Annotated in this window: 9 protein-coding genes; 5 read left to right on the forward strand and 4 right to left on the reverse strand. The window is 71.7% G+C overall.

All coding sequences use genetic code 11. The annotated features are described in order from the left end of the window. Positions 1–117: 117 nt before the first annotated feature. On the reverse strand, positions 118–2,331 hold the full coding sequence (locus AB0D18_RS30195) for a heavy metal translocating P-type ATPase (protein ID WP_362425854.1): 2,214 nt from the start codon (positions 2,329–2,331) through the stop codon (positions 118–120). Between the two features lie 407 nt (positions 2,332–2,738). Between AB0D18_RS30195 and AB0D18_RS30200 the strand changes: the two genes are divergently transcribed. Then, positions 2,739–3,437, forward strand: coding sequence for a copper homeostasis protein CutC (locus AB0D18_RS30200; protein ID WP_362425471.1), 699 nt, complete (start codon positions 2,739–2,741; stop codon positions 3,435–3,437). 230 nt (positions 3,438–3,667) lie between these two features. Here AB0D18_RS30200 and AB0D18_RS30205 read toward each other — a convergent pair whose 3' ends face one another. Beyond that, positions 3,668–5,782, reverse strand: coding sequence for an ATP-binding domain-containing protein (locus AB0D18_RS30205; RefSeq protein WP_362425473.1), 2,115 nt, complete (start codon positions 5,780–5,782; stop codon positions 3,668–3,670). 420 nt (positions 5,783–6,202) lie between these two features. Here AB0D18_RS30205 and AB0D18_RS30210 point away from each other — a divergent pair, with 420 nt between their 5' ends. Next, positions 6,203–6,490, forward strand: coding sequence for a hypothetical protein (locus AB0D18_RS30210; RefSeq protein ID WP_362425475.1), 288 nt, complete (start codon positions 6,203–6,205; stop codon positions 6,488–6,490). 725 nt (positions 6,491–7,215) lie between these two features. Further along, entirely contained in the window at positions 7,216–8,469 is a 1,254-nt protein-coding gene (locus AB0D18_RS30215; protein ID WP_362425857.1) for a glycosyltransferase 87 family protein, read from the forward strand. A 231-nt stretch (positions 8,470–8,700) separates the two neighbouring features. Here AB0D18_RS30215 and AB0D18_RS30220 read toward each other — a convergent pair whose 3' ends face one another. Further along, positions 8,701–10,359 (reverse strand): DNA repair helicase XPB, encoded by a 1,659-nt coding sequence (locus tag AB0D18_RS30220; protein WP_362425478.1) that lies wholly within the window; start codon positions 10,357–10,359, stop codon positions 8,701–8,703. Between the two features lie 108 nt (positions 10,360–10,467). Here AB0D18_RS30220 and AB0D18_RS30225 point away from each other — a divergent pair, with 108 nt between their 5' ends. Together AB0D18_RS30225 and AB0D18_RS30230 are read left to right on the forward strand one after the other, a co-directional pair. Next, complete coding sequence (locus tag AB0D18_RS30225) at positions 10,468–12,027, forward strand: recombinase family protein (RefSeq protein ID WP_362425481.1); 1,560 nt, start codon at positions 10,468–10,470, stop codon at positions 12,025–12,027. A 213-nt stretch (positions 12,028–12,240) separates the two neighbouring features. After that, positions 12,241–12,783 (forward strand): VanZ family protein, encoded by a 543-nt coding sequence (locus AB0D18_RS30230; RefSeq protein WP_362425484.1) that lies wholly within the window; start codon positions 12,241–12,243, stop codon positions 12,781–12,783. On the opposite strand, the gene AB0D18_RS30235 is transcribed toward AB0D18_RS30230, so the two are convergent. Then, entirely contained in the window at positions 12,746–15,631 is a 2,886-nt protein-coding gene (locus AB0D18_RS30235) for a helicase-associated domain-containing protein (protein WP_362425487.1), read from the reverse strand. The two genes, AB0D18_RS30230 and AB0D18_RS30235, sit on opposite strands and share 38 nt — an antisense overlap. Between the last annotated feature and the right edge of the window lie 166 nt (positions 15,632–15,797).

Genomic DNA, 15,797 nt, shown 5'->3' on the forward strand with positions numbered 1-15,797 from the left:
GCGAAGATCAAGACCAGGATCCGCGGCATTACGGCGCCCGAAGTCCCGGTGTCCCGCCTCTCCGAGTACTTCAAGTAGGGCGGAACAACACCCATCCCCTCTGTGCCCCCCTCTTCCTTACGCCGCCTTGAAGCTCCGCAGGCGCAGGCTGTTGCCGACCACGAAGACCGACGAGAACGCCATGGCCGCTCCCGCGATCATCGGGTTGAGCAGGCCCATCGCCGCCAGGGGCAGTGCGCCGACGTTGTAGGCGAAAGCCCAGAAGAGGTTCGACTTGATGGTGCCGAGGGTCTTGCGGGAGAGGCGGATGGCGTCCGCCGCGGCGCGCAGGTCTCCTCGTACGAGAGTGAGGTCGCCGGCTTCGATGGCGGCGTCCGTCCCCGTACCCATCGCCAGGCCCAGGTCGGCCTGGGCGAGAGCGGCGGCGTCGTTGACCCCGTCGCCGACCATGGCGACCGAACGGCCCTCCGCCTGGAGGGACTTGATGACATTCACCTTGTCCTCGGGCATGACTTCGGCGATGACCTGGTCGATGCCGACCTCGGCGGCGACCGCCTCCGCGACGGCCTTGTTGTCGCCGGTGAGGAGGATCGGGGTCAGGCCGAGGGCGCGGAGCCGGCGGATGGCCTCCGGGCTGGTGTCCTTGACGGCGTCGGCCACCGTGAGGACGGCGCGGGCCTCGCCGTCCCAGGCGACGGCGATGGCGGTACGGCCGGCCGCCTCGGCATCGGCCTTGGCGCGCTCCAGTTCGGCGGGGAGGGTCATCGCCCACTCGGTGAGGAGCTTCGTACGGCCTACGAGGACGGCGTGGCCCTCGACGATGCCCTGGACGCCGAGACCGGGAACGTTCGCGAAGTCCTCCGGGGTGGGGAGGGCGCCGACCTTCTCCGTGGCTCCGGCCGCGACCGCCCGGGCGATCGGGTGCTCGGAAGCATTCTCCAACGCGCCTGCCAGACGCAGGACTTCGGCCTCGTCCACGCCCGGTGCGGTGCGGACCGAGAGGAGGGTCATCCTGCCGGTGGTGACGGTGCCGGTCTTGTCGAGGACGATCGTGTCGACCTTGCGGGTGGTCTCCAGGACCTCCGGGCCCTTGATCAGGATGCCGAGCTGGGCGCCGCGCCCGGTGCCGACCATGAGGGCGGTCGGGGTGGCCAGGCCGAGGGCGCACGGGCAGGCGATGATCAGGACGGCGACCGCCGCCGTGAACGCGGCGGTCAGCCCCGCGCCGCTGCCGAGCCAGAAGCCGAGCGTGCCGAGCGCGAGCGCGATGACGATCGGAACGAAGACGGCGGAGATCTTGTCGGCGAGGCGCTGGGCGGCTGCCTTCCCGTTCTGCGCGTCCTCCACCAGCCTTGCCATCCGGGCCAGTTGGGTGTCGGCGCCGACCCGGGTGGCCTCGATGACGAGACGGCCGCCCGCGTTGAGGGTCGCTCCGGTGACGCTGTCGCCGACGCCGACCTCCACCGGTACGGACTCGCCGGTCAGCATCGACGCGTCGACGGCCGAGTTGCCCTCGACGACCGTGCCGTCCGTGGCGATCTTCTCCCCGGGACGTACGAGGAAGCGGTCGCCCGGCTTCAACTCGTGGGTGGGGACGGTGACTTCGACCCCGTCGCGCAGGAGGGTGACGTCCTTGGCGCCGAGCTGGAGGAGCGCCTTCAGTGCGGCGCCCGCCTTGCGCTTGGAGCGGGCCTCGAAGTAGCGGCCGGCCAGGATGAACGCGGTGACGCCGGCGGCGGCCTCCAGGTAGATGTTCCCGGCGCCGTCGCTGCGGGCGATCGTCAGCTCGAAGGGGTGCGTCATGCCGGGCATGCCGGCCGTACCGAAGAACAGCGCCCAGAGCGACCAGAGGAAGGCCGCCGATGTGCCGACCGAGATCAGGGTGTCCATGGTCGCGGCGCCGTGCCGGGCATTGGTCCAGGCGGCGCGGTGGAAGGGCCAGGCGGCGTACGTGACGACGGGCGCGGCGAGCGTGAGCGACAGCCACTGCCAGTACTCGAACTGCAGGGCCGGGACCATCGCCATCGCGATCACCGGGACGGCGAGGACGGTGGCGGTGATCAGACGCTGGCGCAGCGAGGTGAGGGCGGGGTCGGCCGCCTCCGTATCGGGGTCGGCGTGGGGGTCGGGCGGGCCGTCGTGGCGTACGGGGGCGGGCTCCTCGGCGGAATACCCCGTCTTCACGACGGTGGCGATGAGGTCGGCGACCTCGGTGTTCTCCCGGTCGTACGCGATCTTCGCCTTCTCGGTGGCGTAGTTGACGGTCGCCTCGACGCCGTCCATCCGGTTGAGCTTCTTCTCGATGCGGGCGGCGCAGGAGGCGCAGGTCATGCCGCCGATGGCGAGCTCGACGTGGGCGGGGGCGGCCGGGGGCGGGGTCGGTGCGGGTGCCGGTGCGGGTGCCGGTGCCGGGGTCTGGGTGGCCATGACCGCTCTCCTTTGGTGGGTGGGGCTCTCTGGTCTATTACCCCCTGGGGGTATCCCTTGCTGGGTTCATGTATACCCCCCTGCCCCATGTGATGCAAGGCTTCTTGTATACCCCGAGGGGGTATATGGGAGGGGTGGACATCGGCTTGGGTTTGATCGCGCCCGCGTGGGGGTGGTGCGCGGGGCGGAGTGGGGCTCTAGTCTTGATATTGGACTAGACCTATATCTGTTGGCTGTGCCGTATCGGATGCCCGTTTCGGATGCCCGTATCGGCTGCCCGTACGGGCGATGGCGAAGGAAGCGGAAACCCCATGAGTGAGCGTGCAGTCCTGGAGGTGATCGCCCTCACCGTCGAGGACGCGATCGCGGCCCAGTCCGGCGGTGCCGACCGGCTGGAGCTGGTCACGGACATGGCCGCGGACGGGCTGACCCCGCCCGTCGCGACCTTCGCCGCGATCCGCGCGGCCGTGGACATCCCGCTGCGGGTGATGCTCCGGGCGGCGGACGGTTTCGCCGCGGGCTCCCCGGCGGACGTGGACGCGCTGGTCAAGGACGCGCGGGCACTGCGGGCCGAGGGTGCGGAGGAGTTCGTACTCGGCTTCCTGGACGCGGACGGCAACGCCGACCTGGTCACGGTGGAGCGGCTGGTGGCGGAGCTGGAGGGATGCAGGTGGACGTTCCACCGGGCGATCGACCGGGCCGCCGACCGGGACGCGGTCCGCAAGCAGCTGGCGGACCTGCCGGGACTGGACGCGTTCCTGACGGCCGGCTCGGCGGAGGGCGTCGACGCGGGCCTGCCGACGCTGCTGGCGGAGGCCGGGCTGGCGGGATCGCCTGGCTACGGGGCGGAGATTCTGGTCGGGGGCGGGCTGCGGCTCGACCACCTGCCGGTGTTGCGGGCGGGCGGGGTCAATGCGTTCCACATTGGTGGGGCGGCGAGGCCGGGGGGCTGGGGGGAGTCGGTTTCGGCGGGAGCGGTGGGGGAGTGGAGGGGGGTTTTGGACGCGTAGACGCGGAGCGGTGGGCGCTGGGCTGGGGGCGGGGGGCGGGGCTCCGCGTGGGGGCCGCCCCCTTGCCCACCCGTCCCGCCCCCGGGGGCGGCCCCGCTGCCCAAGGAGGCTAGGGGGGCTAGCGGGTTAAGGGGCAGGCTTTTAGGGGCGCGGGGAACTGCGCGATCAGCCACGACGCGCCCGCACGACGCCCACCGGCCCGCCCAGCCCGGCCCCGCCCCGCCCGCCGCTCAGCCGCCCAGTGCCGCCGGGAGCGGTCCCGTGTGGCGGACCGCCAGTCCCGATACCGCGCGCGTCAGCGCCACGTACAGCCGCCGAAGCCCCGTCCTCTCGTCCGGTTCGCCGGCCACGATTGCCGTCGGATCGTCGAGAACCACGTAGTCGTATTCGAGGCCCTTGGCGAGGGAAGCGGGCACAAGTGTCAGGCGAGACGCGGCAGTTGTCTCCTCGCCGGGCGAGAGGTAGGAGTGGTCCGCCGCTTCGAGTGCCTTCGCCAGGTCGGGGATGCGTGCGTCCGCCGCGATCAGGCCGATCGAGCCCTCGTGGGTCAGCGCCTCCTCGCAGGCGGCGACGATCGCATCGTTCAAGTCGGCCTTGTCCAGGACCTGTTGGACGGACATCGCGCCGGGGCTCTCCCGTACCGAGGAGACCGGGGCGAGGCCCGGTGACATGTGGGGGAGCAGCAGGGAGGCGTACGCGATCACGTCGCGGGGGACGCGGAAGCCCGCCGTCAGCTCCTCGACGAGTGCGTCCGGCTTGCCCAGGTGGGTGAGGGCCTCGGCCCAACTCCCGGTCGCCCAGGGCGTGGTGCCCTGCGCGAGGTCCCCGAGGATCGTCGCAGAGCCGGTGCTGCACCGGCGGCCCACCGCCCGGTACTGCATGGGGGAGAGGTCCTGCGCCTCGTCGAGTACGACATGGCCGAGCGAGTGCGTGCGCGCGACGAGGTCGCGGGCCTCGTCGATGAGGACGGCGTCGGCGGCCGACCACTTTGCGGATTTCGGTGAGCGGGCCGGCTTGGCCCAGAGGATGGTGGACTGCTCGTCGGGTGTGAGGATGCCGGCCGCGTGCTCGGCCAGGAACTCGGGGTCGGCGAGCAGGCGCAGGACGAGTTTGGCCGGGTCGACCGGGGGCCAGATCGCCTTGACCGCTGCCTTCACCGCCGTGTTGCGGGCCACCGCGTCCTGTACGCGGTCGTCGGGCGCCTCGCCCGACTCCTCCATCCGTACCAGGATCTGGTGCGCGATGCGCTGCGGAAGGGCCTCGCGGGCGGCACCGTAACGGATGTCGCGGGCCTGCAACTCGCCGACGATTTCCTCCAGTTCGTACGTGGGTACGCGCCAGCGGCGGGAGCCCCGTACGACCATCACCGAATCGGTGGGCGCCGTCACGTGCGAGCGGACGGCACGGCGCAGGACCTCCGCCATGCGGGCGTCGCCCTTGATGACGGCCGCGGCGGCCTCGTCCGTGCCGCGGATCTCGATGCCCGCGCCGTCGCCGGTGGTGACGAGGTCGTCGACCGTGGCCTGCTTGACCTCCAACTCGCCCAGGGCGGGGAGGACTTGCTCGATGTAGTGCAGGAACGACTTGTTCGGGCCGATGACGAGGGTGCCGGTGCGGGCGAGACGGTCGCGGTGCGCGTAGAGGAGGTACGCGACACGGTGCAGGCCGACGGCGGTCTTGCCGGTGCCGGGGCCGCCCTGCACGCAGACGGAGCCGGACAGCTCCGCTCGTACGATCTCGTCCTGCTCGGGCTGGATCGTCGCGACGATGTCGCGCATCGGGCCGACGCGGGGGCGCTCGATCTCCGCCTGGAGCAGCTTGCTGGGCGGCGCGGCCTCGTGGGTGTCGCCGCCGGCGAGGTGCTCGTCCTCGTACGCGGTGAGTTCGCCTGCGGTGTAGCCGAAGCGGCGCCGCAGGCCGACGTCCCGCGGGTCCTTCTTGGAGGCGCGGTAGAAGGGCTGCGACACGGGTGCGCGCCAGTCGATGACCATGGGGTCGCCGTCGGCGTCGTGAACGTGCCGGCGGCCGATGTAGAAGCGCTCGCCGGCGCTCCCTTCGGCCTCCGCGGCGCCGACGGTGTGCAGGTAGTCGAGGCGGCCGAAGAAGAGCGGGGTGTGCGAGAGGTCCGCGAGGGCCTTGATGCGGTCCTCGATCTGGGCGGTGAGGACGACGGCGTTGACCCAGTTCGCGGTGACGTCCTTGATGTCGAGGTTCTCGACGTCCTCGCGCATGGCGCGCAGGGCGGAACGGGACGCGGAGAGGTGGGCGCGCTCGCGGGAGAGAGGGTCGGAAAGGGGGTCTGTGAGGGGGGCGGCGATCGTGTCGTCGGTGTCGTGCGCGGGCACGGTGAGGCCTCCGGCTGAGGTACGAAGGCCGGGCGGCCGGGTTCCTTGCGGCGGCCGGGGTCCTGGCGCGGGGCCGGGACCGGGGCGGCCGGGTGTGCGGCTCGGCTCGGCGGGAGCTACGTCTTGGCTTGCCGGCCGGTTTCCGTCCGGGCGGCGCGCGCTCCACGGGAGGGAGGCGGGCAGACGGGCGATTGTAGTGGCGGGGGAGGGCGAGGGCCAATGGTTATTGGTGCGGGTGCGGGTGCGGGTGCGGGGGCGGGGGCTTGTGCGGGCGGCCCCGAGCCCCGTACGGGTGGTGGTCCCCGTAAGACCAGCGGGTGAGTTTCGGGGGCGGGCTCAGCCTGAGGGTGGAGAGCGGCGGGGGTGCGGTTCAACCCGGGGTCCGATGTGCCGGAGGGGGGCGGCGGACACCATGGATGTATGAGTACAGCGACGTTCACCCCAGGTGCATCAGCAGGAATGGCAGGAGCCCGCACGGCGGGCCACGGGCACTCCGGTGCCACCGCAGTCTCGGACAAACCGCACCGCGTCGTCCGCGCGCTGCGTGCCGTCCGGATCTTCGCGGGTGTGGCGGTCGGCGTGGCCCTGCTCGGCGACTACGCGCAGGAGTGGAAGGAGGACATGCGGGAGGCGGACGGCCAGAAGACGAAGGACTGGAGGCGCGAGCGCGACGCATGGGCGGACGGGCGTATGAGCGGTGAGCGGTGAGTGGGATGCGGCGGGCGCATGAGCGGCGAGCGGTGAGCATGATGCGGCGGGCGCATGAGCGGTGACCGGTGAGCGGGATGCGGCGGGCGTATGAGCGGTGACTGGTGACCGGTGAAGCTGACGCGACAGTCGCATGAGCGGCGGTCGTCGGCGAGTCTGCCGCGACGCATGGACAGGCTGCCGTACGGCCTCGGCTGCCGGTGAGTCTGCCGCGGGGCGGGATACGCGCAAGGTCAACCCTGGGCTGGACGCCGGGACTTGGCCTGGGCCACGCACCGGGCCCTGCAAGGCCACGCACCGGGTTACCCACCGGGTTCCCCACCGCGCCAAGCCCTCGGGCCGCACGTCCGACCGCGCCCTGCCACCTACTCCGGCCGCACGTCCGACCGCGCCCTGCCACCTACTCCGGCCGCATACCCGGCCGCGCCCTGCCACCTACTCCGGCCGCATGCCCGACCGCGCCCTGGCACCTAGCACCTACCTCCGGACCGCAGCCCGGACCGCATGCTCCGCCGGCCCCACCCCCGTCGGACCGCCCCCACCGCACCCCCGCCCGACCGCCCCACCGCATCCCCGCCCCCGACGCGCGTCGTTTCCGGAGGGGGAAGCCTCATAGGCTTGCCGTCGTGACGACAGACCGGACCGAGAACGCCCGCGCCGCCACCGCCCGCGTGAGCTCCACCCGCTCGCCGCAAGGGGACCCCCGTGCGGCCCGCCCACGAGCCCTGCTCGCCGCGCGCGTGCTCCTGGGCCTTTCGCTGGCCGCGCTCATCACCCTCTTCGTGGTGACCCACATCCCGCTGGGCGACACCCTCGTCTACCGGGCCGAAGGACAGGCCGTCGTCAACGGCACCAGCCTCTACGACTTCGTGACGACGGAGTGGAAGCTGCCCGCCACCTATCCGCCGTTCGCGGCGATCCTCTTCGTACCGACGACCTGGCTGCCGGTCACCGCCATGAAGATCTGCTTCTTCGTCGGCAACCTCGCCCTCCTCGCCCTCCTCGTACGCCTCTCGTGGCGGTTCGCCAAGCTGCCGGACCGGCCCGAGCTGATGACGGCCGCGATCGCCTTCGCGATCTGGCTGGAGCCGGTCTTCCAGACCTTCGTGTTCGGGCAGATCAACCTCGCGCTCGCGTGCCTCGTGCTGTGGGACCTGACCCGGCCGAAGGGTGCCCTCGGCAAGGGCGTCGGGCTCGGCATCGCCGCCGGCATCAAGCTCACCCCGGCGATCTTCATCGTGTACCTGCTGGTCACAGGCCGGGTGCGGAACGGGCTGACCGCCCTCGCCTCCTTCACCGCCACCGTTCTGTTCGGCATCCTCGTCCTGCCCGCCGCGAGCCTTGACTTCTGGACCCGGCGGATGTTCGAGACCGACCGGGTCGGCAAGGTGTGGATCGTCGACAACCAGTCCCTGCAGGGGATGCTGGCGCGCGCGATGAACTCCATGGAGCCGGGGTTGGTGTGGTTCGGGTGCGCCGCCGCCGTCGGGCTCGCCGGGCTGTGGATCGCCCGCCGGGCGGTACGCGCCGGGAGGGAGGAGTGGGGCATCGTGATCGTCGCGATCACGATGGTGCTGGTCTCGCCGATCAGCTGGTCCCACCACTGGGTGTGGTGCGTGCCGCTGCTCGCGCTGCTGCTGGCCGAACGCCGCTTCCGTACGGCCGCGGCCGTCGCCTTCCTCTTCACCTGCCGCAGCTTCTGGGCGGTGCCCCACCAGGGCGACCTCGATGTACAGCTGCCGTGGTGGCAGCAGCCGGGCCTTTCGCCGTACCCGATGGCGGGGCTGGCCCTGCTGGGCTGGATGGTGTGGCGGCTGCGGGACGGGGCAGAGGCGGACGGTTCATCGCTACCGGGCGGGGGCGGGGGCGGGGGCACGGGCGCGGGCACAGCAGCGGGTACGGGCACGGGCGCCCCCGTGCTCCGCTCCATGCCGGAGCCCCGCAAGCAGACGCCCTCGGAGTCGCGCACCGAGCACTGAGTCCGGGCGCCGAGCGCCGAGCCCGAGCGCCGAGTCCGGGCGCCGAGCCCGAGCGTCGAGTCCGGGCGCCGAGCCCGACCACTGAGTCCGGGCGCCGGACCGGGCGCCGAGCCCGAGCGCCGAGTCCGAGCACTGAGCCCGAGCCCTCAGCCCGAGCCCTCAGCCCGAGCGCCGAGCCCGGGTGAACACCCGCCCACCGCACCCCCCTCGCCCCACCCCCCCACCCCGCAGTTACGCCGCCTGCGGCCCCGACCCCTCCGCCAGCAGGTCGTCCGCGTCCACGATCCGGTACGCGTATCCCTGCTCCGCCAGGAAGCGCTGGCGGTGCGCCGCGAAGTCCTGGTCGATGGTGTCGCGCGCGACCACCGAGTAGAACCGCGCCTCGTGCCCGTCCGCCTTCGGCCGCAGTACGCGCCCCAGCCGCTGCGCCTCCTCCTGCCGCGACCCGAACGTGCCGGACACCTGGATCGCGACCGTCGCCTCCGGCAGGTCGATCGAGAAGTTCGCGACCTTGGACACGACCAGGACGTTCAGCTCCCCGGTCCGGAACGCGTCGAAGAGCTTCTCCCGCTGCGAGTTCGGCGTCTCCCCCTTGATGACCGGCGCCCCCAGGTGCTCGCCCAGCTCATCCAGCTGGTCGATGTATTGGCCGATCACGAGCGTCTGCTCGCCCTTGTGCTTGGCGACCAGCGCCTCCGTCACCTTCCGCTTCGTCGCCGTCGTCGCACAGAAGCGGTACTTCTCCTCCGGCTCGGCCGTCGCGTACGCCAGCCGCTCGGAGTCGGTCAGGTTGACCCGTACCTCCACGCAGTCGGCGGGCGCGATGTAACCCTGCGCCTCGATCTCCTTCCACGGGGCGTCGAACCGCTTCGGCCCGATGAGCGAGAAGACGTCCGACTCGCGCCCGTCCTCCCGTACCAGCGTCGCCGTCAGCCCCAGCCGGCGCCGCGCCTGGAGGTCGGCCGTGAACTTGAAGACGGGCGCGGGCAGCAGATGCACCTCGTCGTAGATCACCAGACCCCAGTCGCGCGAGTCGAACAGCTCCAGGTGCGGGTAGACGCCCTTCCGCCGCGTCGTCAGCACCTGGTACGTGGCGATGGTGACCGGCCGGATCTCCTTCTTCGTACCGCTGTACTCGCCGATCTCCTCCTCGGTCAGCGAGGTCCGCTTCACCAGCTCGTGCTTCCACTGGCGGGCGGAGACCGTATTGGTCACGAGGATCAGCGTGGTTGCCTTCGCCTCGGCCATCGCACCGGCCCCGACCAGCGTCTTTCCCGCGCCACAGGGGAGTACGACCACACCCGACCCGCCGTGCCAGAAGCCCTCCACGGCCTGCTTCTGGTACGGGCGGAGCGCCCAGCCGTCCTCGGCCAGCTCGATCGGGTGCGCCTCCCCGTCGACGTAACCGGCGAGGTCCTCGGCCGGCCAGCCCAGCTTCAGCAGCGTCTGCTTGATCTGCCCGCGCTCGGAGGGGTGCACGGCCACGGTGTCCGGGTCGAGCCGGGCTCCGACCAGCGGCTGCACCTTCTTCGACCGCAGGATCTCCTCAAGCACCGGACGGTCGGTCGACGTCAGTACGAGGCCGTGCACCGGGTCCTTGGAGAGGGTCAGCCGCCCGTACCTGGCCATCGTCTCGGCGACGTCCACCAGCAGCGCGTGCGGCACCGGGTAGCGCGAGAACTCCACGAGCGCGTCCACGACCTGCTCGGCGTCGTGACCCGCCGCCCTGGCGTTCCACAGCCCCAGCGGAGTCAACCGATAGGTGTGGATGTGCTCCGGCGCGCGCTCCAGCTCCGCGAACGGCGCGATGGCACGACGGCAGGCGTCCGCCCGGTCGTGGTCGACTTCCAGGAGCAGCGTCTTGTCGCTCTGGACGATCAGGCAGGACACACATACCTCCGGAAGTAGGATCGTCCCGTGACGGACAACACACCCGCAACGGCGCGGGCTTTGCCCCGTGCTCGACGCTCTCAGGGCGTCTCCGCAAGTGCGCCAGGAATGCGCGCCGCCCTCTACGTACGACTTTCACGCGAAACAGAAGAGTCTACCTCGCCCGAGCGTCAGCGCTCTGCGTGCGAGGCGTTGTGCAAGGCCAGGGGCTGGAACGTCGTCGCAGTAGAAGAAGACATCGACGTGTCCGGCTATTCCCGTGGGCTTGATCGTCCGGGGCTGCAGCGCGTGCTGTCCCGGCTCGCCGAGTTCGACGTCATCGTGTTCTTCAAGATCGACCGTCTCGCCCGGTCCACGGTGGACTTCGCCGAGATCATGAAGGTGACGCAGAGCGCGAGCGTGGCGCTGGCGTCGGCCAGCGAGCCACTGGACCTTACGTCGTCCATGGGGCGCGCCATGGCGAAGGTGATCGCGGTCTTCGCAGAGCTGGAGTCCGACACCATCGGCATGCGGGTCTCCAGCGCCCACGAGCACCTGCGCCGGGAAGGGCGCTACACGGGCGGCAGGGTGCCCTACGGATACCGCGTGGTCCCGAACCCCGAGGGTGCCGGGAAAGTCCTGGAGATCAACCCCGAGGAAGCGGAGACCATCCACAGGATCGTCAAGCGGGTCCTGGACAAGGATTCACTCCTGAAGATCGCAACGGACCTCACCGCGTCGGACAAACCCTCACCCGGCCACTCGTCCCGTCAGACCACGGGCAAGCGCAGCGACTCGAAGCAGTGGTACACATCCACGCTGCGCAGCCTGTTGACCAATCCGCAGTTGTTGGGCCAGGTCATCGAGGACGGCAAGCCGATCTTGATGACTGACGGGCTGCCGATGGTGAGCCGCACGCCGATTCTCGACACGGACACGTGGCAGGCGTTGCAGGACGAGTTGGGCCGACGGGCCAATCCTGGTGACAGACGGCGGGAAGGCACGTCGCTGCTTCGGGGAATCGTGTACTGCGCGGTGTGCCAGACCCGGATGTATACGTACGTCGCCAAGGGGCGGACCCGGTATCGCTGCATCGGCCGGTTGAAGGCCCTGCAAGCGGGTACGGAAAGCGGCTGTTACGGCGTGAGCATCGCGGGTGAGGGGATGGAGCGGTACGTCACGGACCGGTTCCTCACGAGCTTCGGAGCGCTCCCTGTGGTGCTCGTGGTGGAGCACGCAGGAGAGGACTTCCGCCCGCAGATCCGGCAGGCCAGGGAAGCGCTGGACGACCTGGAGAAGGACCGGTACGACCGTGGGCTGTTCAAGGGCGAGGAGGGTGCAGCTAGGTACGCAGCGCAGTACGGCAAGCTGGAAGAGCGGCTTGCCGCGCTGAACGAGAAGCAACGCACCGCCAAGCCTGCGGGTGTTGAGGCTGTTCCGACCGGTCGCACCCACGGACAGAACTGGAAGGACGCCGACACGGCGGGCAAGCGGGATCTACTGCTGGACGCCGGGGCGTACGTCGAAGTCGGCATGTCCCGCAAGGGTGGGCCGAAGCTCGACACGTCCCGTCTTACGGTGCACTTCGGAGAGGACGGCAAGTTCCGCCGTGCGGACGCTGACGGCAAGGACGTGGAAGCGGTCGTGCACCGTGCCGTGGCGCGGGAACTGGCGTTGTCCGGAGACTGACTGAGCATTCATGAGGTGCGCCACGTAGTCGGAGTGCTTCCTCACACGCTCCAAGAGGTCTTGGGGTGGAGACACCGGGTATTTCATGGCCAGTTCGTCAAAGGCGTTTTCAAGCCGTTCGAGGGTGCCAGTGCGCCGTACGTGCGCAAGCGCGGCGGGTGGGAGCGGGGTCACAGCGGGGTGCGGGCGCCGGTTGCGGGGTAGACGGGCGCCATGACTGTGGAGCGTACGACCGGTGGCGAAGCGGGACCGCGTACGTCGTGGTCCTGGGTGCTCTTACGGACGGGCCTGATCGTGCTGGCGTTTCTGGTGCTGGTCGCCTTCTCCGTCGTACTGGCGAAGCTGACGCTCGAACCGTCGCCCGCCTCCGAGGGGCTCGTGCACAGCAATCTGCGGCCCGGGGCGTCCCTGCGGCAGTACGTGCAGGACTACACCTTTCTCGGCGCGGCCAAGCAGGTCGGCGGGAATGTGCTCCTCGGCGTGCCGTTCGGGGTGCTGCTGCCGGTCCTGGGGGCGCGGCGGTGGCGGTTCGTGCGGATGCTGCTGATGACGGTCGCGGTGATCGTGCTGGTCGAGCTGGCGCAGGGGGCGATCGTCAGGGGGCGGGCCTTCGACGTCGACGACGTGATCATGAATACGGCGGGCGCGTTGATCGGGTACGTGGTGCTGGGGCGGCGGCTGGGGCGTGTGGTGCACCGGCGGCGGTACCGGGCGGTGGCTACGCCGGATCGTCCGCCAGCTCCGCCACCCCCGTGATGCGGTGCAGGGGGTACGTCTTCACCTGGTCTGCCGTGTGGTCGTAGGCGGTGACGAAGCCGCCCTCGACGCGGACCGGGGCGATGACGCGCTGGCTGGCCGCGCCGTCCGCGTTGACGTAGCCGATCCAGAGCGTGGAGCCGGTCATGGCGGCGGCCTGGACGGTGGCGAGGGTCTCGGCGGAGGAGGTGCGGGGGAGCTGGGCGCCGGTGGCGCTGGTGGTGGCGGATTCTTCGGGGGAGCCGGCCGCGGCGGGTTTGCGTACCGCGTTCGCGGCCATGTCGCCCGCGCGGATCGCGTGCAGCGCCGCGCCGAGCAGGGTTTCGTCCGGTACGTGCGGGCCTTCCGGCACCGGTGCCGGAGCGGTCCGCGGCGGTGTGCGGTGGGTGTCCGTACGCGTGATCAGTACGTCCCCGGCGGCCGACTCGGCGGCCGGCGCGAAGCCCATCGCGCGCAGTCCGTCCAGGAGCGTGGCCGGGTCGGTGCGGGCGGCCAGGACCGTGGGGGCGAGGCGGCGCAGGCCCAGGCCCGCCGAACGCTTGTCGGCGAGGATCTCGCCCAGTACCGCGTCGTCGTCGCAGCGTACGTAGGCGGAGGCGGCGCCCACGCGCAGGTGCCCGTGCCGGCGGGCCACGTCGTCGATGAGGTAGCTGAGGGGCTGCGGGATCGCGGTGCGGCTGTGCGCGGCAAGGAAGGCGTGCAGGTCGGAGGCGGCCTGGCCGGAGTCGAGCGCACGGCGCACCGAACCCGGTGTGAACCGGTACACGGTCGCCCCGCCCCTGCTCTCCACGTCCGCGATCACGGAGAGGGTCTCGGCGAGCGGGCGCTGCAGAGGTCCGGGGGCGACGGCGGTCAGGTCGGCCTGGAGCAGCACGTGGTCGAGGGGCTCGGGGATGAGGGGCGCGAGGAGGGTGGAGGCGCGGAGCGCGGAGGCGGCGGACTCGGCCTCGGTGGGGGAGACGCCGCCTTCGGTGACCGGGACGGTGGTGTGGGCGGCGGCTGTTGGGGTGGCGGTGCGTGCGGCGCCTGTTGGGGCGGTGGTGTGCGCCGTGCCTGTCGGGGCGGTGGCCGCGGGAGTGCCGTCCAGGCCGGCCAGGGCCCGGCCGTGGGCCGACAGCGCGCCGCGTCCCGTCACGCCCAGCTGTTCCGCCTCGGTGAGGGTCCACAGCGCCACGCGGGTGCGGAGTTCGCCGGTGGCGCCGCGCTGGGGGCGTTCCCAGCGGAGGCGGTCCAGGACGGATTCCGGAGTGGGGGAGGTGCCTTCGGGGAGGGCGGCCAGCAGGGCCAGGACCCGGCGGCGCACCTCGGGGGCCGAGGAGCGGTCCAGGTCGGGGCCGAGTGCGGACAGGGTGCGGCCCTTGGCGTCCTGGCCGCCGATCAGGCCCGCCGTACGGGTGCCGCGCAGCCAGGTGGCGGCGAGGCGGGTCCAGCGGTCCTGGGGCGGGAGGCCCAGCCATTCGTCGTACGCGGGCGTGGGTGCGTACCGTTCGTCGGTCTCGCCGTCGGAGGCCAGCAGCCCCGCCGCGTAGGCGAGTTCGATCCAGAAGGCGGCGGTCGGCTCCGGGAGGTCCATCGCCGCCGCCGTGCGCTTGAGGTCGCGGACGCTCAGGCCGCCGGAACGCAGCACGGCGGGGCCGCCCCTGTCCCAGTCCTTGAGCAGGTCCTCGACCGTCGTCAGCGCGGTGAACGCCTGGCCCGCCGCCGTCAGGTCGACCATCTTCCGCGCGTGCGACGAGGCGGTGACCAGCTGCGGAGGGAGAGGTTCCGTGGTGTGGTGGGCGCGGCCCGCGCGCAGGTGCAGGGCGGCTTCCCTGGGCAGTACGACCGTACGTGCGCTGGTCGGCAGCAGCAGCCCGTGGTCGCGCAGCCAGCGCACCGGCGGCGTCGGGTCCGAACTGACCTCGCCGTACGGCGGGCCCCAGACCAGCCGGTCGAGCACCGTCAGCGCCTCGGACGGGGCCGTGTCGAGCAGTGCGTCCATCCGGGCCCGGTCGGTGAAGAGCGAGGTCAGGCCGTGTACCGCCGACACCGGGTCGTGGGTGCCCGGCAGTCCGGCCGCCACCAGGATGCCCTGCAGCCGGGTCGGCGACATCCCGGTGGTCGCCTCCGCGACGGTCGGGCCGAGACCCGTGGGGGAGGGGTGCGTGGGGGACGGCGCGAGCAGCTCGCGTGCGGTGCGTACGAGCCGGAGCCGGTCGTCCGCACCCCAGACCAGGGCCTGTTCGCGCAGCACCCGGACGGCGTGCGGCAGCGCCGCCTCGGTCTGCGGGGCGCCCTCGTCGCCGGTCATCAGAGCGCGCAGCATGTCGTACGTCGCCGGGTCGGGCGCCACCGCGAGTGCCTCGGCGGTCTGCAGCGCGAACTTGTCGAGCCGCTCCAGGGCCCGGACGACGGAGGCCCTGGTTCCGGCCCGGGTGGCGAGCAGGCCCACGTCCCCGGGAACGGGCGAGAGCAGGTCGGGCCGGGCCCGCAGCAGCGCGGTCAGAGCCGCGTCGTCCCGGGTGCGCAGATCCTCGGCGAGGGTGCGCGGAGGCGCGGTGCGGCCGGATGAAGCGCTGCGGGATGCGGGCCGGTCAGATGCGGTGCTGCCGGATGCGGGTCGGTCAGATGCGGTGCTGCCGGATGCGGGCCGGCCTGCTGCGGTGCTGCCTGCTGCGGACTGGGCTGCTGCGGTGCGGTCGTGTGCCGGGCGGTTGGACGGTGTGCCGGCGGGCGTGCTGTCGCCGGGCATGCCTGCGGACGTGTCGGCTGTCGTTCCGGCCGACTCGGCCGACGTTCCGGCAGTCGTGTCACCGGTGGTGTTTCCTTCGGGCACGTGCGCCTCCAGGTCGCGCTCGCTGGTCCCCATCCGCCCCACGTTAGCCCCTGTGCGGGCCCCCACCCGGCGGCAGGCGCTAACGTCGGTCCGGGGCGGGTCGGCAACTGCCCGTGGCCGACGCGTACTTGCGAGGTGCGAGAAGCCAGGACGCCGCGGCGCAGCACGCGCAGCAATGGCACGGTTCAGCAGGGCACAG

It is taken from the genome of Streptomyces sp. NPDC048442, assembly GCF_040651475.1.
In the GTDB taxonomy this organism is placed as follows: Bacteria; Actinomycetota; Actinomycetes; order Streptomycetales; family Streptomycetaceae; genus Streptomyces.